The organism is Actinokineospora inagensis DSM 44258, from assembly GCF_000482865.1.
Classification (GTDB): Bacteria; Actinomycetota; Actinomycetes; order Mycobacteriales; family Pseudonocardiaceae; genus Actinokineospora; species Actinokineospora inagensis.
The window spans coordinates 103,907-128,832 of the sequence record NZ_AXWW01000006.1 but is presented as its reverse complement, the minus strand read 5'-3'; the positions used below and the strand labels follow the sequence as shown (position 1 = coordinate 128,832).

Below are 24,926 nucleotides of genomic sequence, written 5' to 3'. Positions count from 1 at the left end.
GGGGAAGAATGGCCGACCCGCCCGGCGTGTTCGGTGCGTTGCTGCGCACCCACCGCACCCGGGTCGGTCTCACCCAGCAGCAGCTCGCCGAGCGCTCCGGGGTCAGTGTGCGCGCGCTGCGCTACATCGAGCGCGGTGAGGTCGGGATGCCGCGCGCCGGGTCGGTCCGCCGGTTGGCCGAGGCGCTCGGGGTCGACCCGGCGGTGTTGACCGACGGCACGGACCCGGGCCCGACCCGGCCACCCCGCTCGACGCACTTGGACCTGGGGGTGCTCGGCACGTTCACCGTGGCGCAGGGCGAGCGGGAGGTCCCGGTCGGCGCGCTGAAGCAGCGGTCGCTGCTGGCGTTGCTGGCGCTGCACCCGAACCGGCCGGTCGGCCGGGACGAGATCGTCGACGTGCTGTGGGGCGACGACCCGCCGGAGAGCTGCCTCGGCCTCATCCACACCTACGCGTCGCGGCTCCGGCGGGCGCTGGTGGCCGCGGGCAAGCGCAACGCGGGCGTGATCGCCGCGACCCCGGCGGGCTACCGGTTGGCGGTTAAACCGGAGCAGGTGGACGCGCTGCGGTTCGAGGACCTGGTTCGCGAGGCGCGCGCGGTGCGCGGCAGCGACCCGGACCGGGCGGCCGACCTGCTGGACGAGGCGCTGGCCTGCTGGCGCGGCCCGGTGCTGGCCGACCTGCCCGCCCGGCTGCGCAAGCACCCGGCGGCGGTGGCGATGGCCGCGCGGCGCCGGGAGGTGGCGCTCGGCCACGCCGACATCGCGCTGTCGCTGGGCAGACACGCCAGGGTGGTGGCGGGCATCCGGGCGCTGGCGCACGAGGAGCCGCTGCACGAGGGTCTGCACGCCCGGCTGATGCTGGGCCTGGCGGGCACCGGCGAGCAGGCCGAGGCGCTGCGCGTGTTCGCCGACATCCGCGCCCGGCTGGACGAGGAGCTGGGCGTCGAGCCCGGCGTCGAGATCCAGGACGCGCACCTGCGGGTGCTGCGCGACCGGCCGCCGCCTCCGACCGCGCCCGAGCCGGTCGCGCAGCGGCCGCCCGCCCAGTTGCCCGCCGAGACCCCGGGGTTCGTCGGCCGGGCGCAGCCGCTCGCCGACCTGGACCTGGTGCTCGACCAGGTCGACGGCAACCCCGGGGTGGTGATCGCGGTGCTCTCCGGCACCGCTGGTGTCGGCAAGACGGCGCTGGCGCTGCGCTGGGCGCACCGGGTGCGCGACCGGTTCCCGGACGGCCAGCTCAGCGTGAACCTGCGCGGCTACGCGTCCGGTGTGCCGCTGACCACCCAGGAGGTGCTGGTCCGGTTCCTGCACGCGCTCGGCGTCGCCCCGGAGCGGGTGCCGATCGACCCGGACGAGGCGGCGGGCCTGTACCGGACGCTGATGACCGGCAAGCGGGTGCTGGTGCTGCTGGACAACGCCGCCACCGCCGAGCAGGTGCGGCCGCTGCTGCCCGGGTCGACCGGCTGCGTCGTGCTGGTGACCAGCCGCGACCGGCTCACCGGCCTCACCGCGCAGGACGGCGCGGTCCAGGTGCCGCTGGACGTGCTGGCCCCGCGGGAGGCGGTCGACCTGCTTGGTCGCCTGGTCGGCGTCGGTCGGATGCGGCGCGAGCCGGACGCGGCGGCCGAGATGGCGGCGATCTGCGGGCACCTGCCGCTGGCGCTGCGCATCGCGGGCGCGAACCTGGCCATCCGGCCGCTGATCAGCATCGCCGACTACAACCGTGAGCTGCGTGAGCGGGGCCGGATGAACGGGCTGGCGGTGGCGGGCGACGAGTCGGGCGCGGTGCGCGCGGCCTTCGACCTGTCCTACGAGAAGCTGGTCCCGGCCGCGCGCAGGCTGTTCCGGCTGATCGGTCTCGTCCCGGGCACCGACCTGGACGCCGAGGGCGCCGCCGCGCTGAGCGGTCAGCAGCTCGCCGACGCCACCCGGCTGCTGCGAGTGCTCGACCACGGCAACCTCATCCGCGAGCACGCCCGCGGCCGCTACACCTTCCACGACCTGCTGCGCGAGTACGCCTTCGACCGCGCCGACACCGAGGACTCCGACGCGGACCGGGTCGCCGCCGTCGTCGGGCTGTTCGACCACTACCTGCGCGAGATCGAGGCGCACAGCGCGGTCCTGTGGCGGGTCGGGTCGCTGCCCGAGCCCGGCTCGGCGGAGAAGGCCATCGCCTGGCTCGACGCGGAACGGGCCAACCTGGTCGCGGCGGCGACGGCGGCGTCGGGGCTCGGGCTGCACCGGTACGCGTGGCGGTTCGCCGAGGCGCTGCGGCCGTACTTCTGGAACCGGGGCCACGGCGCGGACGGCCTCGCCGTCGGCCAGGCGGCGCTGGCGGCGGCGCGGGGCGCGCGGAACCTGGACGCCGAGGCCTCGGTGCACGACCTGCTCGGCCTGATCCACACCAACCTCAGCGACTACCCGGCCGCGATCGAGAGCCACCGCTGGGCGCTGGAGCTGAGCCAGTCCACCGGCAACCGCATCGTCGAGGCGGCCGCGCTGCACAACCTCGGCCGCGCGCATTCCCAACTGGGACAACCGGCCCAGGCGTCGGCGTTCTACGAGCAGGCGCTCGACCTCAACCGGGTCATCGGGAACCGCTTCGGTGAGGCGGGCGCGCTCAACTACCTCGGCGGGACCGCGCTGTCGCTCGGCCAGCCGCACGAGGCCATCGAACGGCACACCGAGGCGCTGGAGCTGAGCAACCGCATCGGCAACCGGCACGTGCAGGCCGCCGCGTGCCAGGGCCTCGGGCTCGCGCTGTGGGCGATGGGGGACCTGCCCCGGGCCGCCCAGCGGTACCGGGAGGGCATGGCGATCTGCCGCCGGTACGGCTACCGGCACGGTGAGGTCAGCATGCTCATCTGCCTCGCCGAGACCGGTTGCGACGCGGGGGACTACGCCACCTCGGCCGCCCAGGTCCGCACGGCCATGGCGGCCGGGCGGCAACTCGGTGAGCGCAGGCACGAGGTCAGCGGGCTCGACATCCTCGCCACCATCCAGCAGCGCACCGGCGAGTGGTCCTCGGCGGCCACCCACTACACGCGCGCACTCGGCCTGGCCAGGGAGATCCGGTTCGGCTACGGCGAGGCGTCCGTCCTCACCGGACTGTGCGCGCTGTACCGCCGCACCGGCGACCCGCGCGCCGCCATCGAGCACGGCACCAACGCGCTGTCCCTCATGCGCGACACCGGGATGCGCCTGCTGGAGGCGCGCGCCCTCACCGAACTCGCCCACGCGCACCTCGACAGCGGCGACCCGGACGGCGCGGAACACCACATCGAGAACGGTCTGGAGATCTCCACCCGCACCGGCCAAACCCTCGCCGCCGCCCGCGCCCGACACGTCCGCGCCCTCCTGCGCCAACTCCGCGGCGACTCCGACGGCGCGGTCGACGACTGGAGCTCAGCCCTCCCGGTCTTCGAGCGACTCGGCGTCCCCGAGGGCGCCCACGTCCGCGCGCTGCTGGCGGCCTTCAGCGCGGACTGACCTCCGCCACCGCGAGCTGGGTCAGGTACCGCTTGGTGACCCGCCCGCCGTGGCGCGTGTCGGCGAGGTCGGCGATGTCGTCGATCAGGCCGTGCCGCGCGGTTTCCGGGAGCGCGCGGTGGTTGGAGTAGGTGAGCAGCAGGTCGGTGTACTCGTCTGTTGTGTAGGTCTGGTCCCACTCGTAGCGGTGGAAGGCGACCGGGCCGAAGCGACCGGAGACGTCGATTTCCGTGGAGTCGGTGGGAATCCCGGCTGACGTCAACAGGCGTAGACCCTGTGGGGTGCTCGGGTCCCAACGCTCGTAACAGGTCTGCGCCTCGGCGAAGAACGCGTCGCTGCCGCCCGCGATGTGGAAAGTGGACACAACGGCCAGCCGCCCGCCGGGGCGCAGGGCATCGGCGGACTTCGCGACCCGGATGTCCGGGTCGACCCAGTGGAACGCGGTCGCCGAGAAGACCAGGTCGAACCGGCCGTCCGGGAGCGGCCAGTCCTCGAACGGCGCGGTGACGACGAGGGTGTCCGGGAACTCGGCCAGGTTCCGGGTGGCGTGCGCGGCCATCTCGGGGCTCAGCTCCACGGCGACGACCACGCACCCCGACCGGGCGAGCGCGACCGTGGCCTGACCGGTGCCGCAGCCGATCTCCAGTACCCGGGTTCCCTTGCCGACGGCCAAGTCCGCGTACATCGCCCGGGGGTAGCCGGGGCGGCGGCGGTGGTAGAGCTCGGGGTCCTCGCCGAAGGTGCGGCGGAGCCGGTCGTGCTCGGGGGTGATCACCGGACCACGGTACTCAGGCGGCTTCCTCCCGGCGCCCGGCCGGATCCCGCACTGTCGAACCCGCCTGTTCGGGTGCCTCGTGGATGCGGGACCACACCATGGTCATCGGTACCGCGATGAGGACGCCGAGCAAACCGGCCAGGGCTACCGCGTTCATCGCCGAACCCACCAGTTCGGCGACCAGACCGCCCAGTGCGACGCCGAGGCCCTGGGACACGCGGAGTCCGGTGCGGGCGGTGCCGAACGCGCCGCCGCGGATCTCGTTGGGGACGATGGAGTTGAAGACCGCCATCACGGTGATCTGGTACGCGCCAACGGCTCCGGCCAGGGCGAGCAGGACCAGCGCCAGGATCAGGCTGGGTTTGGCGAAGAACGCCACCAGCACGCCGACCGACGCGGTGGCCAGCACCCCGATCAGCTTGACCCGGTGCCGGTCGGGGACGAAGTGGGACAGCAGGAACGTGCCGATGATGAAACCGATCGGGTCCGCGGCCAACAGCCAGCCGACCGCTCCCTTGGGCGCCGCCGCCTCTTGCGCGAGCGGGGCGGCCAGGCCCTCGGGGATCACGGCTAAGCCCACCAGCCAGGACAACGTCATCAGCACCCGGAGCCTGCGGTCGCCGAACACCCACTTGGCGCCGTCGAACCACCCGTCGTCCTTGGAGCCCGCGGGCGGCCGGTTGTGGACGTCGCGCTGGACGAGCACGACCGAGATGACGAACGTGGACGCGTCGATGAGCAGCGCCCACGTCGTACCGATGGCGGTGACGAGCAACCCGCCGCCACCGAGGCCGATCAGCATCATCGTGTTGGTGGAGATGCCGCGCAGGTCTTGGCTGCGCAGGTAGAGCTGGTCGTCGTCGGCGAAAACCTCGCGGGTGGTCGCGTTCTGCGCCGCCAACGCGGGCGATTGCACCATCGGCACGATGATGACCAGAACGAACAGCAACCACAGCGGTATACTGGGAATTGCCATTACCGCGACGACGACGGCCTGGATCGCCGCGCACACGACCATCAACGTGCGTCGACGATAACGGTCCGCCAGTTGGGAGAGCCCGAGTCCGCCTGCCAGCGCGGGGAGGAAGGTCAACGCGTAGATCCCGGCCGCGTAGAACGCCGAACCGGTGCGCTCGAACACCAGGATCGCCAGCGCGACCCGGGTCAGTTGGTCACCGGCGACGGAGAACGCCTCGGTGACCCAGAGCGCGCGGAACTCCCGGTTCCGCAGAACCGCCGCCATTCCCGGCGCTGCTCGGCTCACGTGTGCTCCCGTCCGGCGGGTTCGTGGCCCGCTGGCTGACTCCATCCTCCGCACCCCGGGGTCTGGGGGCGGTGAACCCGGTGACGCCTGCCGCACGGTCATCGCGGCGTCGCACAGAGTACCGGCAGTATCGGCGGTCATCGGTGGCGGTGAAGCAACCAGGGGCCGGAAATCCCGGTGATGCGCCCGTCCGGCGCAACGGCTCTGATCGGTCCGCGCCTACCCGCGGGCTGAACGGACCACCACGCTCGGCGCATCCCCGTCACCGCTCGTCGCCGTCGTACCCCGTGCGGCGACTCGGGGTTCGCGGGTGCCCAACACTGGCGGGCAGCCGGTGGCGGACAGCACGACGCCACCGCGGCGGGCACCGGCCCGGCGCGGGATCGGGGCCGGCTGCGCGGGGTGCGGGGTGAGCGGGATGGACGGCAAGGCTGTCGTGGTGACCGGTGCGGGCCGGGGCCTGGGTGAGGCGTTCGCGCACCACCTGGCGCGGGCGGGCGCCGCGGTGGTGGTCAACGACGTGGACGGGGCGAGCGCGCGCCGGGTGGCCGCGGCGATCCGCGGCGCCGGGTTCCCCGCGGTGGTCAGCGAGCACAGCGTCGCCGACCCGGAGCAGGCCGAGGCGATCGTCCGGCTGTGCGTGGACGAATTCGGCGCGGTGGACGGGTTGGTCAACAACGCGGGACTCACCTACGAGGCGCTGCCGTGGGAGGACGACCCGGCGCGGGCGCGGGCCGTGGTGGAGGTCAACCTGCTCGGTGTGCTCTACACCGGGCTCGCCGCGATCCGCCGGATGCGGGCCGCGGGCGGTGGATCGATCGTCAACATCTCCTCCGGGGCGTCCCTCGGACAGCGGACGATCGCCACCTACGCGGCCACGAAGGGTGCTGTGTCCTCGCTCACGTGCTCGTGGGCGTTGGACCTGGAGGACTGCGGCATCAGGGTGAACGCGGTGTGCCCGAAGGCGTACACCAGGATGGTGTGGACCTCGGAACGGGCATCCCGGCACACACCGCCCGAACACACCCCGGACCTGGTCGCCCCGCTCGTGCACTACCTGCTCGACGAGCGCTCCGCCGGTGTGACCGGACAGATCTTGCGCTGTACCGGCCCGGAGCTGCACATCGTCGGCCAGCCCTACCTGAAGCCGCCGATCCTGCACCGGGACGCCTGGGACGTGGACGGGGTCGCGGCGGCGTTCACCGAGGTGCTGGGCGGGCACCTGGAGCCGTACGGCCTGGAGAAGCGGCTGCCGCCGCGGCTGCGGAAGTGGCTCGCGCCCGTGCGCAGCGCGTGATCAACCACCCCGGCGGGGGATAAGTGGTGTACCACCATTGGCGGGTGGTCCGCTGGGCGGAACGCCGTAGTCGGCTACCCGACCCGTCCGAGTACTGTCGTGCTCCGTTCGGGCGCTGCTTGGCGTAGCGGGGTCGCTACTGTCGGCGCAGGACGTACCGTGGGGACAGTGCAAGCGGAACTGGGACGCGGACCCGGCACGGCCGCGTGACACACCGCGTGAGCGGACGGCGATAGTACGGGCGAGAGCCCGTGGTCCGTCTCGAGCGCGCCGGGGGTGGGACAACCCCTCGGCCGCTCAGGCGTCCCATTCGCCACGCCCCCGGTGTCGGTTCGAGAGGAAGGAGGGCGACCGTTGGGCCGCAACGACCACGACCCCGCGCGCGGTGGGTCACCCTCCGCCGAGCGGGACATCCCGGCGGCGCGCTCGGCGTCGCCCGGCACGGCGGACTCGGTGGTCTCAGCGGGCTCGGCAAACGCGGCACCGCGCGCCGGTGTGGACGGTCGGCGGGGCGCGGAAGCGGGCACCGGTCGCGGGAACCCGGGGGGCTCGGTCGCCGGTGTGGAACGGGATTCGGGTTTCACCAGTCGCGCGAACGCATCGCGGTCTCCTGTCGGTTCGGTCGGCGGGGATTCGGGTTTCACCAGTCGCGGGACATCGGCTTCTCCTGGGGTCGGTGTGCTCGGTTCGGACTTGTCGGCGGTCACCAGTCGCGAGAACGCATGGGGGTCTCCTGTGGTCGGTTCGGGTGGTCTGGACGAATCGGTGGTCACCAGTCGCGTGAGCGCATCGGGCTCTCCTTCGGTGGGTTCGGCTGCGGTGGTCGGGTCGGTCACCAGTCGCGGGACATCGGCTGCTCCTGAGGTCGGCGCGGACGGTTCGGTCGAAGTGGACGGTGGGCACGGGCCGGTGGTCACCAGTCGCGGGACATCGGGTTCTCCAGTGGTCGGTGTGGACGGTTCGAGCGGGTCGAGCGGGTCTGTGGTCACCAGTCGCGCGAGCGCATCGGCTTCTCCTCGGGTCGGCGGGGGCGGGACAGGTCCGGGTCGTTCGGGGTTCACCAGTCGCGCGACATCGGGTTCTCCTGGGGTTGTGGTCGGGGCGGATCGGGTACCCGGAACCGGGTCGGTCGGTGATTTCCCGGCACAGCGCTGCGCCGGGGAGGATTCGCTCACCAGTCGCGGGAACGCATCGGGTGCGACTCCTTCGGTCGAAGTGGACAGCGCCGATAAGACGGTCGACGGGGACGAGGTGGACAACCGGCCTGATCGGACGGTCACCAGTCACGCGAGCGCACCGGACACACCTCCAAGGGGATCCACGCTGGACGAAACGTTCGACAAGCCGGAAGGTGACGCCGTGGCCGCTGATCGCAACCGTGGCGGCACCGGTGGTGGCGCGTCTGGGGCGGCTCCGCGCGCCGTGGGTCGCCGTCGCGCGGCCGGGCGGACCAGGGCCCGCCGCGGTGGCACACGGGGACTCGGGTGGCGCCGGTTCCGTTCACGGCTAAGTGTGACCGACTCGCTGCGCACTGAACACCCTTCGTCTTGGCGGCGGGTCCGCGCGTGGGGGTTGTGGTCGCTGCCGAGCGCGGCCCGCCGGTATGTGATCATCTTCGAACTCCTCGCCGTCGCCGCGGTAGCCCTCGCCTGCCTCACCGACGTACCACCCACGGCTTCGGATTGGCGCCGACTCGCCGTACTCGTCGGGGCGGGCGCGGTGCACCTGTGGCTGACCCGGCGCACCGAGGAGACCCGCCGCGACAGCGGCACCGGCCCGCACATGGACACGAGCGTCGTGTGGATCCTGCCCGCGATGGTCCTGCTGCCCGCGTGGATGGCGGTGCTGTCGATGTTGCTGCTGCGCGTGCAGCTGTACCCGGTGGCCCGGCGACCGCTCTACCGGTACACCTTCGGCACCGCGGGCATCCTGTTGGCCGCGCTGGGCTCGCTGGCCGTGGTCCGCCTCGCGGGCGTGCACGTGACCAGCACCTTCGGCGCCCAGGACGCCCTCGTCCTGGCCCTCGCGGGCCTCACCTACTTCGTGATCAACGCGGTCGCCATCGGCGGCGTCATCGCGCTGTCCACACCCCAACCCACCTGGACGGTCGTCGTCGGCACCCGGCGCGACAACCTGATGGCCGCGCTGACCGTCTGCCTCGGCGCGTTGGCCGCCCTCGCCATCGCGCACGCCTGGCTGGCGCCGCTGTTCGTGGTGCCGCTGCTCGTCGCGCTCGACTGGGGCGCCCTGCAGATCGAGAACCTGCGCGGCGACGCCCGCACCGACCACAAGACCCAGTTGCTCAACAGCCGCGGCTGGCACGAACAGGCAGGCCGCGAGCTGTCCCGCTCCGCCCGCACCCAGTCCACCCTGGCCGTCGCCGTCCTCGACCTCGACCACTTCAAACAGGTCAACGACACCTGGGGCCACCCGGCGGGCGACGCGGTCCTGCGCTCCGTCGGCGCCGTGCTGCGCGAGACCACCCGCCAAGGGGACGTGGTCGGGCGCTTCGGCGGCGAGGAGTTCGTCCTGCTGCTACCGGACACCGACATCGACGGCGCGGCGCTGGTCGCCGAACGCGTCCGCCGCGGCGTCGCGGGCATGCAGGTCGCCGCCACCGACAAGCGCGGCCAACCGGTCGTGATCAGCGACCGCACCACGTCCATCGGGGTGGCCGCGGGCTCCGGCGTCGACCTGGAGACCCTCCTCCGGCGCGCGGACGCCGCCGTCTACGAGGCGAAGAACGGCGGCCGCAACCAGGTCCGGGCGGCCGAGCCCCCGGCTGACGTCGCGGTCTGAGCCACCGCGCCGGGGATGCTCCCGGGACCGACCGGGCAGTCCAGTGCCGCACCCGAGTCGGACGCGCCCGGCACCCGCCAGGGTCCTCCGACCCCAACCTCCGCACGGGCGCCCGGCGCGGGAATTTGGGCCGGTTGGCGGGCGCCCCGTTGGTCCGCCCGCAGCCCGGACCGACCGCCGGGTGACGGACTGTTCGCCGCATCGCCAGTGCTGCGAATGGCGGTCTCGCCACGAAGTGAGAGCTGCGCCACACTCGGCTGACGTGGTTGTGCACACGCTGAACTGGCACCGGTCGAGCCGTTGGCGACACCACACGGGACGGCGAGTCCTCAGTGGACAGACGTGGGCGGATGACCCGCGTCATAGTGCGGTCGTGCGCCTGCGGGACCCCCGGGTTCGCCGCCGGTCAGATGGCTTCCGGGCGCTCCACGCCGAACCCGGGGTGGTCGCGGAGGAACTCGGTGTAGCGGGTGCTGCGCGCGATGACGTCGGCGTAGGCGGTGCTGGCCATCTTCACCAACTGGTCGGAGAACGCGGCCGCCGCCCCGTCCGGGTGCCACCCGATCAGGTTGCGCCAGCGCAGCGGGTTACCCGCGATCGGCACCGGCACCACCCCGGGCATCCGGCGGAACATCGGTTGGCACAGCACCACCGCGTCGCCGGACTCGACCAGGTCGATGCAGCTGTTCACGTCGGTCTCGTACAGGGTGCGCGGGGTGAACCCGGCGCGGGCGCAGGCGGCGGCGAAGCAGTCGGCGAAGCAACCGTCGCCCGGGGTGGCGCCCCACTGCACCCCGGCCAGGTCGGCCAGGTCGACCTCCTGCTGCTCGGCCAGCGGGTTCTTCTCGGACAGCAGCACGAACACCGGGTCGGTGGCCAGCGTCCGCCAGATCAGGCCCGGCTGCGACGGCGGCGGGGCGTCCCCGCACACGCCGACGAGCGTGTAGTCGACCCGGCCGTCGGCCACCATCGAGGCCAGCTCCTCCGACGACCACGACACGTGCGTGGTGACGTGCAGGTCCGGGTAGGCGGCGTTGAGCTGGTGCACCAGGCCGCCGAGCACCGGGCCGGTCGCCGAGCCCAACCGCAGCCGCGCGGGGGTGTCGCCGGGCAGCGAGGCGTTGTTGGCGAACCGGGCCGCCTCCTCGCGCAGGCCGGAGACGGCGGGCAGCAGCAGCCGCGCCCGGGACAGCACCAGCTCGCCCAGCGCGGTGGGTCTGGCGCCCTTGCGGTCGCGTTCGAACAGTGGTCCACCGAGGGCTCGTTCGATCCGGTGGAGCTGAGCGGTCAGCGCGGGTTGGGCGAGCCCGAGGGTGGACGCGGCCTTGGTGATGCTGCCCGCCTCGGCGACCGCAACGATGATTTTGAAGTGGCGCAGCTCCAGCTCCATGGGACAAAGCTAGGCCGAAGGATCACAGACGCCAAGCTTTAGGACCTGCGCGCACGAGTTCTGCCCGTTGTTGATCGGACACCTGCTGTTAGCGACAACTTCGCTCAGCGACCGCGCAGTGGCGGTTCAGGGGTCCGGGTGTACGCCCACACGTGTAGACGTTATCTGCAAGTTGCAGATCCGGCGACGGTCGACCGCGTTTCGTAGTCGGCCGAGCACTCCCCGGTTGATCTGGGAGCGCTCCACCCGCCCGCTGGGATGGCCTGTGTGGACAGTCCAGCACGGACTGGCCGGTCTAGTCCACTGCCCGTCCGCCGCGGGCCCGCGCCCGCTGGTGCAGGCCGACCGCCAGCAACGCCGCGAACACCCCGGTAACGACACAAATCGACACCCGGGTCACCCCGGCCGTGACCTGTTCGTGACTCGGCGCGACCCCCGCGGCCACCGTCCGGGCGAAGCCGACCACGGACTGGTGACCCACCCCGGCCATCACCGTGAACGCCCGCACCGCCGCCAGCACCAGTCCGGCCGCCACGACCCCCGCCACCACCAGCCCCGGCCTGCGCGGCGGCGCGTACAACGCGGGCACCTCGGCCACCGGCGTCCGCCCCTTCAACGCCCGCCACGACCACCACAGCACCGCCGCGATCCCCAGCACGCTGCTCGCCAACTGCAGGAACTGGTACCGCGGCATCCCCTCCACGAACCACAGCCGCAGCTCCGGGTAGTGCCGCACCACCCACCCCTCGTGGTGCGTGAAGCTGTCCCACACCAGGTGCGTGACCCCGCCCAGCAGGACCGACACCACCAGCCACAGCACCCCGCGCACGTCCAGTTCCGGCGGCCGCACCGGCACCACCCGCACCCGTACCCACCTGGGCGCCAACGCGACCACCGCGGGCACCACCAGCCAGTACACCGCCCCGATCACCCCCAGCGCGATCGGCAGGTCCATCGCCACCAGCCCCACCCACGTGTGCGACCGCTCGTCCACCCCCGGCTCCAACGCCACGAAGTACAACAGGTCCGGCGACATGGACCCCACCACCAGCCCCGCCCCCACCAACGGCCTCCGCCGCACCAACGGCAACACAGCAGCTACATGCGACAGCGTGTACGGCATACCCCCCACCCTGCCGGCGCCCCGTGCCCATCCCGTGAAGAAGCCGAGGAGAAAGCCGGGTGTCGACAGACCCCCAGAGTCACCCCCCCGTGGGCGACAGCCCATTGGCTACACACTCGATGTGAGGGCCGACAGGCCCAAGCGAGCAACGCCGGTTCCGGCACCCGCCGCACCGTGGGCGACCGGCCCATTGGGTTACATGCTCGATGTGAGGGCCGACAGGCCCAAGCGAGCAGCGCTGGTTCCGGCGTCCGCCGCACCGTGGGCGACCGGCCCGTTGGGTTGCATGCTCGATGTGAGGGCCGACAGGCCCAAGCGAGCAGCGCTGGTTCCGGCGTCCGCCGCACCGTGGGCGACCGGCCCGTTGGGTTGCATGCTCGATGTGAGGGCCGACAGGCCCAAGCGAGCAGCGCTGGTTCCGGCGTCCGCCGCACCGTGGGCGACCGGCCCGTTGGGTTGCATGCTCGATGTGAGGGCCGACAGGCCCAAGCGAGCAACGCCGGGTCGAGAGTGATCGCACCGTGGGGGTCTGGGGGGTCGCCCCCCAGAAACACTAACGGCCGACCCGTCCACGCTTTCCGTGGACATGGGTCGACCGAGGTCGTGCGCCGCCAGGGACTCGAACCCCGAACCCGCTGGTTAAGAGCCAGCTGCTCTGCCAGTTGAGCTAGCGGCGCTCGTCAGGATCTCTCCTGCTGACGGGGAAAAAGTTAGCACAGGGTGTCTCCCCGGAAGAAATCAGGGGGGTGCGGTGGCGCTCTCACTCGTTCGTGGGCAGGTTGGGGCACACTGGCCGGGTGGGTGTTTTGGGAGGGCGGTCCGGTATGTGGCGGGTTGGGCTGGCTTGGGCGGGTGTGGTGATGGCGGTGGCCGGGTGCACCGCCACCGAGTCGGCTCCGCCGTCGGTGTCTACGTCCGTGTCGACCACTACGTCGACCACTATGACGTCTCCGCCGGTGCCGTTGGCGTTGGCGTTGACCCCGGCGGACCGGGCCGCTGATGTGGCGCCGGGGGAGCCGGTGACGGTGGCGGCGACCGGGGGCAGGTTGACGTCGGTCGCGGTGACCGGGCAGGACGGTCGGGTGGTCGCGGGTGCGTTGGCCGCCGATGGCGGGTCGTGGCGGAGCACGGAGGTGTTGGGGTACGGCAAGACGTACACGACAACGGCGACCGGTCAGGACTCGCAGGGCAAGCCGTCAACGTCCACGTCGACCTTCACCACCGTCAAGCCGCGGCGGCAGGTAGCGCTAACGATGAATCCGACCGATGGGCAGAAGGTCGGTGTGGGGCAGCCGTTCGCGTTCTACTTCGACACCGCGGTCGCCGACAAGGCCGCGGCGGAGAAGGCGATCCAAGTGACGGCGTCCCCGGCGGCGGAGGGGGCGTTCTACTGGTTCTCCGACAAGGAGGTCCACTGGCGCCCGAAGGACTACTGGAGGTCCGGGACAACCGTCACCGTTGACGCTGCCATCTACGGTAAAAGCCTCGGCAACGGACTCTTCGGCCGCGAGGACCGTAAGGCGACTGTCACGATCGGCGACGCCGTTGTCGCTGTCGCGGACGGTACGACCCATCAGATGACCGTGACCGTCAACGGTGTCCTCGCGCGCACGATCCCGGTGTCACTGGGCAAGAAGGGCCACGAGACACCGGTGGGCACGTACACGGTGATGAGTGAGCACACCGACTACACGATGGACTCGTCCACTTACGGCGTCCCGTCCGACTCGCCCGCCGGCTACCGCACCAAGGTCGCCGTGGCGACACGGATGTCCAACAGCGGCATCTTCTACCACTCGGCCCCGTGGTCGGTCCGCGACCAGGGCGTCCGCAACGTGAGCCACGGCTGCATCAACATGTCGACCGAGAACGCCGCGTGGCTGCAGAGCATCTCGGCCAAGGGCGACGTCATCGCCGTGCAGAACTCCGGCGGCCCCGCCCTGGAACCCTGGGACGGCCTCGGCGACTGGCAGGTCCCCTGGCCCACCTGGCAGGCGGGCGGCAAGAAGTAGGCTCGACCAATGCGCGACGTCGAAATCCGGGACGACATGATCCGCCTCGGTCAACTCCTCAAGCTCGCAGGCGTCGCCGACGACGGCACCCACGCCAAAGACCTCCTCGACGACGGCGCCGTGGCCGTCAACGGCAAGCCGGAGGACCGCCGCGGCCGCCAGATCTTCATCGGCGACCACGTCACCGTCGGCCCGGACGAAATCCGGGTCACCGCAGGCTAAGCCGTGGCCCCCGGCCCTCACCGCACCGTGGGCGACAAGCCCATTGGTTACCTACCGATGTGAGGGCCGACAGGCCCGAGCGAGCACGCTGGTTCCGGCGCCCGCCGCACCGTGGGGGTCTGGGGGGTCGCCCCCCAGGGGCGATGACGAAAGCGCCCCGGCCCACGTTGTCCGTGGGCACAGGGCGCCTGCGGGTGAGTGACGGGACTCGAACCCGCGACATCCTGGACCACAACCAGGTGCTCTACCAACTGAGCTACACCCACCATCCACACCACTGGAGCCAGGGCTCCGCTGGTGCTGGAATATCGTAGCGTGTCGGGCGGTGGGGGTTGAAACGGGTTAGGTGTTGGGGGTGGAGACCGCGGTGGCGACGGCTTTGGCCTCGTCGGTGCTGGGGCCGGGTTGGGGGACGAAGGCGGTGCCGCGGTAGTAGCGGAGTTCGCGGATGGACTCGCGGATGTCGGCGAGGGCCCGGTGGGCGAGGCCCTTGTCCGGCTGCGCGTAGTACACGCGGGGGTACCAGCGGCGGCAGAGTTCCTTGATGGAGGACACGTCGACCATGCGGTAGTGCAGGTGGGCGTCGAGGGCGGGCATGTCGCGGGCGATGAAGCCGCGGTCGGTGGCGATGGAGTTGCCGCAGAGGGGGGCGACGCCGGGGTCGGGGACCCATTCGCGCAGGTAGTCGAGCACCTGCTGCTCGGCGTCGGCGATGGTCAGCGTGGAGGCGCGGACCTCGTCGGTGAGGCCGGAGTGGGCGTGCATGTCGCGGACGACGGCGGGCATGGCGTCGAGTTGGCCGTCGTCGGCGTGGATGACCAGGTCGATGCCGTCACCGAGGATGGTGAGGTCGGAGTCGGTCACCAGAGCGGCGATCTCGATGAGGGCGTCGTGCGCGAGGGTGAGCCCGGTCATCTCGCAGTCGATCCATACCAGCCGGTCAGTCACCTGGGCGAGCTTAGCCCGCCCGGTCGGCGGCACGCCGGGCGTCCCGGGTTGCAGGCCCCGCCCCGCCAAGCCGGGAACGATGCCGGGCGGGGAAGAGGGGGCGGGAGGAGTCGACTACGTGTGGCGAGCGGGGTGCGAATGGATCACGCTGGTCGGCATGGGCAAGGACGTCGAGGCCACCGAGTTCACCAGGGCCGACCGGGCCCGGTTCCGGCAGAAGGTCCGGGCGTGCCTGGACGTGTTCGCGCAGATGCTCGCCGAGTCCCGGTTCGACGCGGACCGGCCGATGGCGGGCCTGGAGATCGAGCTGAACCTGGTCGACCCGGCGGGTGACCCGGCGATGCGCAACGCGCAGGTGCTCGACGCCATCTCGGACCCGGCGTTCCAGACGGAGCTGGGCCAGTTCAACATCGAGATCAACCTGCCGCCGCAGCGGTTGGCGCCGGGTGGTCTCGGCGCGTTCGAGCGGCTGGTGCGGGCGGACCTGAACCAGGCGGAGGCGAAGGCGGCGCCGCTGGGCGCGCACATCCTGATGGTGGGCATCCTGCCGACGTTGCGGGCCCAGCACATCGGCGCCGACATCCTGTCCGCGAACCCGCGGTACCGGCTGCTCAACGAGCAGGTGCTGGCGGCCCGCGGCGAGGACCTGGAGATCAACATCGGTGGGCCGGAGCGGCTGGTGGCCACGGCCGACTCGATCGCTCCGGAGAGCGCGTGCACCAGCGTCCAGTACCACCTGCAGGTGGCGCCGGAGGACTTCGCCCGGTTCTGGAACGCGAGCCAGGTGGCCGCCGGGCCGCAGGTTGCGCTGGGCGCGAACGCGCCGTACCTGTTCGGCAAGCACCTGTGGGCCGAGACCAGGATCGCGCTGTTCGAGCAGGCCACCGACACGAGGCCGGACGAGCTGAAAGCGCAGGGGGTGCGGCCGCGGGTGTGGTTCGGCGACCGGTGGATCACGTCCATCTTCGACCTGTTCGAGGAGAACGCCCAGTACTTCTCGGCGTTGCTGCCGCTGACCGACGCCGAGGACCCGGCCGAGGTGCTGGCCCGCGGCGACATCCCGGAGCTGCACGAGCTGCGGTTGCACAACGGCACGGTGTACCGGTGGAACCGGCCGATCTACGACGTGGTCAACGGGCGGCCGCACCTGCGGGTGGAGAACCGGGTGCTGCCCGCCGGGCCGTCGGTGCTGGACACGGTGGCCAACGGGGCGCTGTACTTCGGTCTGACCAGGGCGCTGGCCGACCAGGACCGTCCGCTGTGGACGCAGATGAGCTTCGCCGCCGCCGAGGACAACTTCCACACCGCGGCCCGCAACGGCATCGACGCGCGGGTGTACTGGCCGGGCGTGGGGGAGGTGCCGGTGACCGAGTTGGTGCTGCGGCGGCTGCTGCCGCTGGCGTACCAGGGGCTGGACGCGTGGGGGGTCGACCCGGCCGAGCGGGACCGGTTGCTGGGCGTCATCGAGCAGCGGTGCCTGACCGGGCGCAACGGTGCGACGTGGCAGGTCGAGACCGTGCGCTCGATCGAGGACAGCACTTCCGTCGACCGCACCCAGGCGTTGCGGGAGATGGTGCGGCGGTACCGGGAACACATGCACAGCAACGAACCTGTGCACACATGGCCGGTTTAGTGCTTCAGGAACGGGGTTAGCAGGTCGGGCACGGTAGCGTCCACGAGCTCGATGCCTTGCTGGTTGCCGAGGTCACGTACGCGGTAGCCGCCTGCGCCTGCCGCGGTGACAGCGGTAAGAGTGAAGACGCGGGCGCGTCGCTGGAAGATGGTGCGGCGGATCGTCCAACCGATGATTCCGGTGCGTTGCAGCGCGACCGTGTTCCGGTCCAGCGAGCCCGACCGGGACACCAGGTAGTCGTCGGTGAGCGCGTGGCCGAGGTTGCGGTACCGGTCGAGTCCGACGAGGACGAACGCGGGGATAAGAACGATCGCGATGACGGCGAGCCACACGGGCCAGTTGGCGACAACGGTCATCAGCGACAGGAAAGCGGCAATGACGACAGTGGGCACTATCGCGCGGACAAGCCTGCGTGTCTTGGCCTTCGCGGGATGCTTGGTCAGCGGCGCGGCGGTCGGTGTGTGTGGTTGCCGGAGGATCTCTGCGGCGACGCGGTCGGCCTCTTCGCGCGGCGCGGCGGGTAGGAGTTGGCTACTGCCGCCCTTCGTGTGTAGACCGGTGGTGACGGCGGAAACCCTTGCGCCGTGGCCTGCCCGTAGTAGTAGGGGCTCGTGCAGCACGGCGCCACGGAGGCGCTTTTCCTCAATGGACACGGAACGGGTGGTGAGTAGTCCTCTTTGTACTCGGATGGTGTGGTCGGAATGGCTGGTGAGGCGGTAGTCGTGGTTCTGCAGCAGGTAGCCGACGAGGGAAGCCAGCACGGACAACACGAGCACGAACACACCGACGACCGGGACCACCTCGCCGACATCGGTCCGGCTGACCCAGGTGAAGATCGACCGGACCAGGCCGACATCGGAGAACCGCAGATCCAGTTCGTGCGCGATGTTCATCAGGAAGCCGACCACGACCCCGATGCTGAGCAGACCGGACATCGTCAACGGCGCGTAGCGGTACCAGCGGTTGTCGAGCTTCGAGATGAGCACCCCGTCGTCTTGCGGTGCCCCTTCCGCGGCCACCACCCGTCGGAGGATGACCCGGCGTAGCCGCTCGGCCTCACCGGCGGTGACAGCGTCAAGGGTGACGCCCTCCCGGTCCTTTTCGTGGTGCCCGGTGCCAATGCGCACGGCCGCGAGTCCGAACAGGCGGTGCCCCAGTTTCGCCGTTAGGTCTACCGTGCGCACGCGGTCGCGGGGAATCGCCAGCCGTTGTCGGAAGAGGACACCCTTGTGCAGTTCGACCCGGGTGTCCGTGATGCGGTACTTCGTGGTCGCCCACGACAACAGGCCACGGCTGAGGATGAGCCCGACCACGATGACACTGGTGACCGTCCGCCACGTGTCGAAGTTCCCGAGGAACACCAACGCGGCCAGCGGCGGCACCAACCCGATCAACTCGTTCAGCGGCCGTACCACGATCATCCGCGCGTCCAGCCGCCCCCACTCGGCGCTCACGTCGCGTCCCCCGGCGTGGCCTGGGTGGTCGCGGCCAGGTCCTCGACCAACCGCGCCGCCACGTCGAGCGCCAACCCGTCGATCTTCACCGGCCCCTGCGCCGACGCCGTCGTCACCGTGACGGTGGCCAGCCGCAACAACTGCTGCACCGGCCCCCGAGCGGTGTCCACGGTCTGGATCCGCGACACCGGCGCCACCCGCCACTCCTGCGTCACCCACCCACTCCGCGTGAACACCGCGTCGGCCGTCGCCTCCCACCGGTGCACCCGATACCGCCACTGCGGCATCACCACGGTGTGCACCACCCCCACCACGGCCGCCACCACCAGCACATACCCCAACCACCCCGGCGGGTTGTCCAACACGTGCCGCGCCACCGCCAACCCGGCCACCAGGACACCCCAGACCAACCCGGCCTGCACCGTCCACTGCCACACAGCCCGCTTGCTCACCAGGTTCGCGGGCGCCCGCAACCCCCACTCCGACTCACTCACCCCCACAGTGTGCCTGTCTTCCCCGCCATCCGACGTCACCCCACCGCGATGGCCGCCTGCACGAGGTTTCAGGTAGGTGGGTGGCACGATCGCTACTGTGGCTGAGCTGTCGAGGCGGGATCTGAGTCGGCGGGACTTCATGGTGGGGTCGGCGGCGGTGGCGGCGGTGTTCGCCGAGCCAGCGTGGTTGGCGATGACGGCGGTGCCGGGTGGTGATCTCGGGCGGGCAGGTGGCTCGCGGATCGGGATGGCCGATGTCGAGGTGTTGCGGTCGGTGCTGCGCAACTTCGAGGTGCTGCACCGGCGGCACGGTGGTGGGTTGTTGCGGGCACAGGTGGTCCAGTTGCTCAACCAGCAGTCCCGGCGCGCGGTTGAGGGGAGCTACTCCGACGAGGTGGGCGGGCACCTGCTGTCGGCCTTGTCCGAGTTGGCTTTCCTGGCGGGGTTGATCACCGTCGACACCGGTCGGCACGCGTTGGGGCACCGGTATTACACGCAGGCGTTGGGATTGGCGATGCGGGCGGGCGACAAGTCGTCCGGTGGCAACGTGCTGGCGGAGATGAGTCGCGAGACGATCGATCTCAGCGCGCGGGCCACCGGGGACGATGTGCTCGACGCGGGTCAGCACGCGGCCGCGTTGGCGCGGTCGGCGTTGTACGTGGTGGGTGACCGGGCGACGCCTGCGGTGTCGGCGTACATCCACGCGATCGAGGCGCGGGGGCTGGCCGTTCTCGGTGACACGAAAGGGGTTCTGCGGGCGCTCGGCGAGGCCCAGCGGGCGTTCGAGCGGGGGCCCGCCGAGGAACCGGCGTGGCTGGGGTACTACACCGAGGTCGACCTCACCTCGGACATCGGTCAGTGCCTGCGGGATTCCGGGCGGCCCCGGCAGGGGTTGGTGATGTTGGAGCGCGCCCTGTACGCGCTTCCCGAGGGGCGGGTCACTTCCCGGGCCAAGACGCAGATTCACATTGCGGCGGCGCAGTTGGCGTTGCGGGACTTCGAGGCGGCCGACCACGTCACCGCCGCCGCGTTGGACTCGGTGGGGGGTTTGTCGTCGGAGCGGACGGTGGAGCGGGTGCGGGCGCTGCGGCGGCGGGCGGGGCAGGTGGGCGCGGGTCGGGTGGGGGAGCGGATTACCGCGTTCCTGGCTAGTTGACCAGGGCGGTCAGGTCGCTGTCGCGGAGGGCGTCCGGGGTGACGGCGGTTTGGTTGTCCACAAGGGACTGCAGGGTGTCGCCGTCGTCCCAGGAGTTGACGTTCATCGCGGCTCGGACGTGGTTGTCGCGCAGCCAGAAGGCGATGAAGGACTCGCGGAGGTTGCCGCGGATGACGAGTTGGTCCGCGTGCGGGTCGAAGTGGCCGCGGACCTCCAGGCCCAGGTCGTACTGGTCGGAGAAGAAGTAGGGGCTGGCGGTGTACGGGTCGGCGGCGCCGATGAGGTTGCCCGCGACGAGCGCGCCCTGGTCTTTGGCGTTGGCCCAGTGTTCGACGCGGACGCGTTCGCCGTAGCGGGGGTGGAGGTGGGCGGCGATGTCGCCGATGGCGTAGACGTCGGGGGCGGTGGTGCGCAGGGTCGAGTCGACGGCGACTCCACCCAGGGCGAGGTCGAGGCCCGCGCGTTCGGCGAGCTCGGTGCGCGGGGCCGCGCCGACCCCGACCACCACGACGTCGGCGGCGAGCACTGTCCCGTCGGCGAGTTCCACGCCGGTGACGGTGTCGGTGCCGGTGAAACCCGCGACGCCCACACCGAGGTGCCAGTCGATGCCGTGCGCGGCGTGGATCTCGCGGAAGAACTCGCCGATGGTGGGGCCGAGGGTCGAGAACAGCGGGGTCGGCTGGGGTTCGACGACGGCGACCGCGGCGCCCCGGGTGCGTGCGGCGGCGGCGACCTCGCAGCCGATCCAGCCCGCGCCCACCACGACCACGTGCGTGCCCTCGTTGATCACCGAGCGCAGCGCCAGCGCGTCGTCGAGGGTGCGGAGGTTGTGCAGGCCGGGCATGTCCGCGCCGGGGACGCCGAGCACCCGGGGCGCGGAGCCGGTGGCCAGGACGAGCCGGTCGTACGGGTGGGTGGCGCCGGTGGAGTCGGTGACCGAGCGGCCGGTGAGGTCGAGTTCGGTGACCCGCACGCCGCTGATCGGTTCGACACCGGCGAGTTCCACCCAGTCGGGTTCGTCGGCCTCGCCGATCAGGACACCCTTGGACAGCGCGGGCAGTTCGTAGGGCCGGTGCTGTTGCTGCCCGATGAGGGTGATCTCGCCCGTGTATCCCCGTTCGCGCAGGCCCTTGGCGGTTGTGCCGCCCGCGAGCCCGGCCCCGACGATGACGATCCGGCCCGGTCCGGCCATGTCCAACCTCCGTGAAATCGCTGTGTGTCGCACGTTAGCGGTCAACGGGTCCGGCCGCCGGAAGGGGAAATCTTGAGATCACGTCACTTTCGTCGTCACGGGTCGTTACCGTGCCCGTCACCATGTCGACGGTGCGTCGCCCCGAACGGGGGGATGGTGGGAGAGGTGGGTGCGGATGAACAGCCACAGGGAGTGGTCAGTTAGTTGTCGCGACCTTGCGGGCCGCAAGCGGGACGTGACGGTGTTCGTGCGCCAGGGGCGGGTGGTGCTGGTGGCCCCGCCCGGAGAAACCGCCGTCTTCGCACCACTGGACGTCGGCCGGCTACGCGCAGCCCTACGCGACGCGGTGGTCGACGCCTCGACCGAGCCTGCCGACTAACGCTTTCTACTGACGAGTAGGTTGTGTCAGGATCGTGCCGAGGAGGCAACGATGGCAACCTACTTCGTCACCGGAGCGACCGGGTTCCTTGGCCGCAGGTTGGTCGAACGGCTGGTCGCGCGCGAGGGCACTACCGCGGTGCACGTGCTGGTACGGCAAGGTTCGATGGACAGGTTCACCGAGGCAGCCCAACGCTGGAGCCGCCCGGACCTGGTTACGCCGGTCGTCGGTGACCTCTCCGAGCGCATCGACCCGACGGGCCTGTCCAGCGTCGATCACGTTGTCCATCTCGGCGCCGTGTACGACCTCACCGCGCCCGACAAGGTCAACCGGACTGTGAACGTGACCGGCACCGCGAACGCGTTGGAGTTCGCCGCCGCCGTCAACGCGGGTCGGTTCCATCACGTCTCGTCTATTGCGGTGGCCGGTGACTACGCGGGCAGGTTCACCGAGGCCGATTTCGACTTGGGCCAACGGCACCACTCGCCCTACCACGCCACGAAGTTCGCGGCGGAAAAACTGGTCCGCGAGCAGACCGAGGTGCCGTACACGGTCTACCGGCCTGCCGCCGTCGTAGGCGATTCGCAGACCGGTGAGACGGACAAGGTCGACGGCCCCTACTACTTCTTGCCCCTGGTAGCTCGTCTTGCACGACTCCCGGGGAGACTGCCGTTGGTGCTACCGGACCTGGGTGGTACCAACGTCGTCCCGGTCGACTACGTCATCGACGCAATGGTCTACCTCATGCACGTCGATGCCCCATCTGGCGCGACCTACCACCTGACCCACAACGGTAGGCAGCCTGTCACCGACGTGTTCAACGCGCTCGCGAAAGCCGTTGGCGCTCCACAGGTCCGGGCGACGCTGCCGCTCCGGCTGCCGCGCGTGACACGGGTGGGTGCACTCCCCGCTGCCGTGCTCAACGAACTCGGCATGCCCGCCGAGGTTCTCCCGCACATGGACCTGCCGACCGTGTTCGACTCCGCGGCAACTGTTCGCGCGCTGAAGGAATCCGGCATCGAACTACCTGATTTCGCCTCTTACGCCGATGTCCTCGTCCGCTACTGGGCCGAACACCTCGACCCGGAGAAACCCTGGCTCCACAAGAAATCTCTGCGAGGTAAGAGAATTGTCGTCACTGGCGCGTCGTCCGGTATCGGTAGGGCTACCGCGCTGGCTATCGGTGCGCGCGGGGCGACCGTGTTGCTCGTCGCGCGTCGGCAGTCGGAACTGGACGAGGTCCGCGTCGAAATAGAGGCAGCCGGTGGTACCGCGTCGGTCCACCCGTGCGACCTCACGGATGCTGATGCCGTCGACGCGCTCGTCAAGGAGTTGGGCTTGGTCGACATGCTGGTCAACAACGCGGGCCGCTCGATCCGCCGCTCGGTGCACCTGTCCGTCGACCGGCTTCATGACTACGAGCGCACCATGGCCTTGAACTACTTCGCGCCACTACGGCTCACCCTCGGCCTTCTCCCCGGTATGCGCGCGCGGGGCTTCGGCCGCGTCGTCAACGTCACCACACTTGGCCTGCAGACTGACACACCGCGCTTCTCGGCCTACCTGGCCTCCAAAGCCGCCCTGGAGGCGTTCGGCCGCTCGGCGGGCCGCGAGCTGCTCGGTGACGGCGTCACGGTGTGCGCCGTGCGGATGCCACTGGTCCGCACTCCGATGATCGGCGCCACCAACGCCTACAAACGCGTGCCCGCCGTCTCGCCGGAGAAGGCCGCAGGCATGGTCGTGCGCGCCCTGATCGGCGACGACGAGGTCGTGCAGCGCCCGGAAGGGGTGCTGATGGAACTACTTCGGGTGCTCACCCCTGGCGCGGCCCGCCAGGTCCTCAACATCGTCTACCGGCTCACCGGCGAGTCCGCCCCCGAGGCCAGGACCCGCCCCGAGCGCCCCGGCGCCGTCTTCGCCACTGTCGTCGTTCGGGCGGTTTGGCGTGGGGTGCGGCGTTGACGGTCGCATGATGGCGAATGTGGTGATTCCGCCGACCGAGAGTACGGCGATCACCACCGCCATCGGTACTGCTGTCGTCTCGCCGCCCAGGCCGACCAGTGGTGAGGCGACCGCGCCGATGACGAACTGGAGCACGCCGATCAGGGCCGAGGCCGCGCCCGCGTCCCGGGCGTGGTCGGCCAGTGCCAGCGCCGTCGAGTTCGGGCTGATCATGCCGACGCACGCGACCGACACGAACAGGGTGATCAGTAGGAACACCAGTGGTAGGTCGCCGAGCACCGATACGAGCACGCCCACTCCGCCAACCGCTCCCGCGACCAGTCCGGCGATCAACAGCCCGCGCGGGGTGAACCGGCGCAGCAGCAGCGAGTTCAGTTGCGACGCGAGCATGATCCCCAGTGCGTTCCCGCCGAACACCAGGCTGTACTGCTGCGGGCTGAGGCCGTGGATGTCCTGCAGCACGAACGACGACCCGGCGATGTAGGCGAACATCGACGCGAGCACGAACCCCGCCGACACCGCGTACGCCACGAACGTCCGGTCGGTGCCGATCCGCGCGTAGGTGCGCAGCGTCCGGCCCAGGTGCGCCTCGCCGCGGAACTCGCGGGGCAGCGTCTCCGGTAGCCACAGCAGCGTCGCGGCCAGCAGCAGCGTGCCGAACGCGGACAGCACGACGAAGATCCCGACCCACGACGTCCAGCGCAGCAGTTGCGCGCCGATCAGCGGCGCCAGCAGCGGGCCAAGGCCGTTGACCAGCATCAACGCCGAGAAGAAGCGGGCCATCGCCTGCCCGGTGAACAGGTCGCGGACCGCGGCCCTGGCGATCACCACCCCGGCCGCGGCGGCCACGCCCTGCGCGAACCGCAACACGATCAGGGCATACACCGACGGGGCGATCGCGCAGACCAACGAACTGACCACGTACAGCGCCAGCCCGACCAGCAGCGGCCCGCGCCGCCCGCGCGCGTCCGAGAGCGGACCGGCCACCACCTGGCCCACCGCCAGCCCGATCATGAACGTGGTCAGCGTGAGTTGGACCTGCGCCGGACCGGTGTGCAGGCCGGTGGCCAGCGCCGGGAAGGCGGGCAGGTACATGTCGATGGACAGCGGACCGAACGCGGAGAGCCCGCCCAGGATGAGGGCGAGCCGGATCCGGGTGGCCCTGGTCGGGGGGTTCACCCGATCAGTCTAGGAAGCCCGGTTCGGCCACCGGGAGTCAAAGGTGGGCCGATAGGACGAACGCCACGTCGCGGTCCGTGGTCACGCGTGCGGGTGACCGGATGCCGCCAGTCGGGTGGGGTTGACGGTAAACGGGTGAATTGGTCACCTGTGCGG

17 protein-coding genes, 2 tRNA genes and 1 pseudogene are annotated in these 24,926 nt (G+C 70.9%); 9 read left to right on the top strand and 11 right to left on the bottom strand.

The window, feature by feature from the left end; all coding sequences use genetic code 11:
• The first annotated feature begins 8 nt into the window (after window positions 1-8).
• Window positions 9-3,491, top strand: a complete 3,483-nt coding sequence (locus H504_RS32845; protein WP_051385389.1) for a BTAD domain-containing putative transcriptional regulator — start codon at window positions 9-11, stop codon at window positions 3,489-3,491.
• On the opposite strand, the gene H504_RS0101665 is transcribed toward H504_RS32845, so the two are convergent.
• Both H504_RS0101665 and H504_RS32840 read right to left on the bottom strand, forming a co-directional pair.
• Window positions 3,478-4,266, bottom strand: coding sequence for a class I SAM-dependent methyltransferase (locus H504_RS0101665; protein ID WP_026421332.1), 789 nt, complete (start codon window positions 4,264-4,266; stop codon window positions 3,478-3,480). The two genes, H504_RS32845 and H504_RS0101665, sit on opposite strands and share 14 nt — an antisense overlap.
• A gap of 13 nt (window positions 4,267-4,279) precedes the next feature.
• Complete coding sequence (locus tag H504_RS32840; protein ID WP_035302985.1) at window positions 4,280-5,509, bottom strand: MFS transporter; 1,230 nt, start codon at window positions 5,507-5,509, stop codon at window positions 4,280-4,282.
• Between the two features lie 439 nt (window positions 5,510-5,948).
• Between H504_RS32840 and H504_RS0101655 the strand changes: the two genes are divergently transcribed.
• Both H504_RS0101655 and H504_RS32835 read left to right on the top strand, forming a co-directional pair.
• Window positions 5,949-6,827, top strand: coding sequence for an SDR family NAD(P)-dependent oxidoreductase (locus H504_RS0101655; RefSeq protein WP_211239238.1), 879 nt, complete (start codon window positions 5,949-5,951; stop codon window positions 6,825-6,827).
• 1,512 nt (window positions 6,828-8,339) lie between these two features.
• Window positions 8,340-9,626, top strand: coding sequence for a GGDEF domain-containing protein (locus tag H504_RS32835; RefSeq protein ID WP_051385388.1), 1,287 nt, complete (start codon window positions 8,340-8,342; stop codon window positions 9,624-9,626).
• A gap of 406 nt (window positions 9,627-10,032) precedes the next feature.
• Here H504_RS32835 and H504_RS0101645 read toward each other — a convergent pair whose 3' ends face one another.
• The 3 genes from H504_RS0101645 to H504_RS0101635 form a co-directional block, all read right to left on the bottom strand.
• A complete protein-coding gene (locus H504_RS0101645) occupies window positions 10,033-11,016 on the bottom strand; it encodes a LysR family transcriptional regulator (RefSeq protein ID WP_026421330.1) in 984 nt (327 codons plus the stop codon).
• Window positions 11,017-11,311: 295 nt separating this feature from the next.
• The gene (locus H504_RS38295) at window positions 11,312-12,139 is read right to left on the bottom strand and encodes a DUF4184 family protein (protein ID WP_169735302.1); all 828 of its coding nucleotides are present in this window, start codon (window positions 12,137-12,139) and stop codon (window positions 11,312-11,314) included.
• A 604-nt stretch (window positions 12,140-12,743) separates the two neighbouring features.
• Window positions 12,744-12,816: transfer RNA gene (locus H504_RS0101635), tRNA-Lys, on the bottom strand.
• A 264-nt stretch (window positions 12,817-13,080) separates the two neighbouring features.
• On the opposite strand from H504_RS0101635, the gene H504_RS0101625 reads away from it, so the two are divergent.
• Both H504_RS0101625 and H504_RS0101620 read left to right on the top strand, forming a co-directional pair.
• Complete coding sequence (locus H504_RS0101625) at window positions 13,081-14,151, top strand: L,D-transpeptidase (RefSeq protein ID WP_035302983.1); 1,071 nt, start codon at window positions 13,081-13,083, stop codon at window positions 14,149-14,151.
• A 9-nt stretch (window positions 14,152-14,160) separates the two neighbouring features.
• Window positions 14,161-14,373 carry an RNA-binding S4 domain-containing protein gene (locus H504_RS0101620; protein ID WP_026421328.1) on the top strand — a complete coding sequence of 71 codons (213 nt, stop codon included), beginning with the start codon at window positions 14,161-14,163 and terminating at the stop codon, window positions 14,371-14,373.
• Window positions 14,374-14,566: 193 nt separating this feature from the next.
• Here H504_RS0101620 and H504_RS0101610 read toward each other — a convergent pair.
• Window positions 14,567-14,639, bottom strand: a tRNA-His gene (locus H504_RS0101610).
• Window positions 14,640-14,715: 76 nt separating this feature from the next.
• On the bottom strand, window positions 14,716-15,321 hold the full coding sequence (orn, locus tag H504_RS0101605; protein WP_026421327.1) for an oligoribonuclease: 606 nt from the start codon (window positions 15,319-15,321) through the stop codon (window positions 14,716-14,718).
• A 157-nt stretch (window positions 15,322-15,478) separates the two neighbouring features.
• Between orn and H504_RS0101600 the strand changes: the two genes are divergently transcribed.
• Complete coding sequence (locus H504_RS0101600; protein ID WP_026421326.1) at window positions 15,479-16,954, top strand: glutamate-cysteine ligase family protein; 1,476 nt, start codon at window positions 15,479-15,481, stop codon at window positions 16,952-16,954.
• On the opposite strand, the gene H504_RS0101595 is transcribed toward H504_RS0101600, so the two are convergent.
• Both H504_RS0101595 and H504_RS0101590 read right to left on the bottom strand, forming a co-directional pair.
• Window positions 16,951-18,408, bottom strand: a complete 1,458-nt coding sequence (locus H504_RS0101595) for a PH domain-containing protein (RefSeq protein ID WP_026421325.1) — start codon at window positions 18,406-18,408, stop codon at window positions 16,951-16,953. The two genes, H504_RS0101600 and H504_RS0101595, sit on opposite strands and share 4 nt — an antisense overlap.
• Entirely contained in the window at window positions 18,405-18,902 is a 498-nt protein-coding gene (locus H504_RS0101590; RefSeq protein ID WP_245614029.1) for a PH domain-containing protein, read from the bottom strand. Before H504_RS0101590 ends, H504_RS0101595 begins: the two co-directional genes overlap by 4 nt.
• A 76-nt stretch (window positions 18,903-18,978) precedes the next feature.
• Between H504_RS0101590 and H504_RS0101585 the strand changes: the two genes are divergently transcribed.
• Window positions 18,979-20,058: an NsdA family TPR-like regulatory protein gene (locus tag H504_RS0101585; protein WP_483756960.1), complete on the top strand. Its 1,080-nt coding sequence runs from the start codon at window positions 18,979-18,981 to the stop codon at window positions 20,056-20,058.
• On the opposite strand, the gene H504_RS0101580 is transcribed toward H504_RS0101585, so the two are convergent.
• On the bottom strand, window positions 20,051-21,250 hold the full coding sequence (locus tag H504_RS0101580) for an NAD(P)/FAD-dependent oxidoreductase (protein WP_026421322.1): 1,200 nt from the start codon (window positions 21,248-21,250) through the stop codon (window positions 20,051-20,053). The genes H504_RS0101585 and H504_RS0101580 overlap by 8 nt on opposite strands.
• Before the next feature lie 175 nt (window positions 21,251-21,425).
• Here H504_RS0101580 and H504_RS0101575 point away from each other — a divergent pair, with 175 nt between their 5' ends.
• Both H504_RS0101575 and H504_RS0101570 read left to right on the top strand, forming a co-directional pair.
• Window positions 21,426-21,629 (top strand): hypothetical protein, encoded by a 204-nt coding sequence (locus tag H504_RS0101575; protein WP_026421321.1) that lies wholly within the window; start codon window positions 21,426-21,428, stop codon window positions 21,627-21,629.
• 51 nt (window positions 21,630-21,680) lie between these two features.
• Window positions 21,681-23,459 (top strand): annotated as a pseudogene (locus H504_RS0101570) (SDR family oxidoreductase); the annotation flags it as partial.
• Here the strand turns inward: H504_RS0101570 and H504_RS39300 are convergent.
• Complete coding sequence (locus H504_RS39300; RefSeq protein WP_026421319.1) at window positions 23,430-24,770, bottom strand: multidrug effflux MFS transporter; 1,341 nt, start codon at window positions 24,768-24,770, stop codon at window positions 23,430-23,432. The pseudogene H504_RS0101570 and the gene H504_RS39300 sit on opposite strands and share 30 nt — an antisense overlap.
• Window positions 24,771-24,926: the final 156 nt, after the last annotated feature.

Bases quoted from the DNA above. Each gene is read 5' to 3' on its own strand.
- H504_RS0101600 (WP_026421326.1), top strand. From the start codon at position 15,479: ATGGGCAAGGACGTCGAGGCCACCGAGTTCACCAGGGCCGACCGGGCC.
- H504_RS38295 (WP_169735302.1), bottom strand. From the start codon at position 12,139: ATGCCGTACACGCTGTCGCATGTAGCTGCTGTGTTGCCGTTGGTGCGG.
- H504_RS0101620 (WP_026421328.1), top strand. From the start codon at position 14,161: ATGCGCGACGTCGAAATCCGGGACGACATGATCCGCCTCGGTCAACTC.
- H504_RS0101655 (WP_211239238.1), top strand. From the start codon at position 5,949: ATGGACGGCAAGGCTGTCGTGGTGACCGGTGCGGGCCGGGGCCTGGGT.
- H504_RS0101645 (WP_026421330.1), bottom strand. From the start codon at position 11,016: ATGGAGCTGGAGCTGCGCCACTTCAAAATCATCGTTGCGGTCGCCGAG.
- H504_RS0101575 (WP_026421321.1), top strand. From the start codon at position 21,426: ATGAACAGCCACAGGGAGTGGTCAGTTAGTTGTCGCGACCTTGCGGGC.
- H504_RS0101625 (WP_035302983.1), top strand. From the start codon at position 13,081: ATGACGTCTCCGCCGGTGCCGTTGGCGTTGGCGTTGACCCCGGCGGAC.
- H504_RS0101580 (WP_026421322.1), bottom strand. From the start codon at position 21,250: ATGGCCGGACCGGGCCGGATCGTCATCGTCGGGGCCGGGCTCGCGGGC.
- H504_RS32840 (WP_035302985.1), bottom strand. From the start codon at position 5,509: ATGGCGGCGGTTCTGCGGAACCGGGAGTTCCGCGCGCTCTGGGTCACC.
- H504_RS32845 (WP_051385389.1), top strand. From the start codon at position 9: ATGGCCGACCCGCCCGGCGTGTTCGGTGCGTTGCTGCGCACCCACCGC.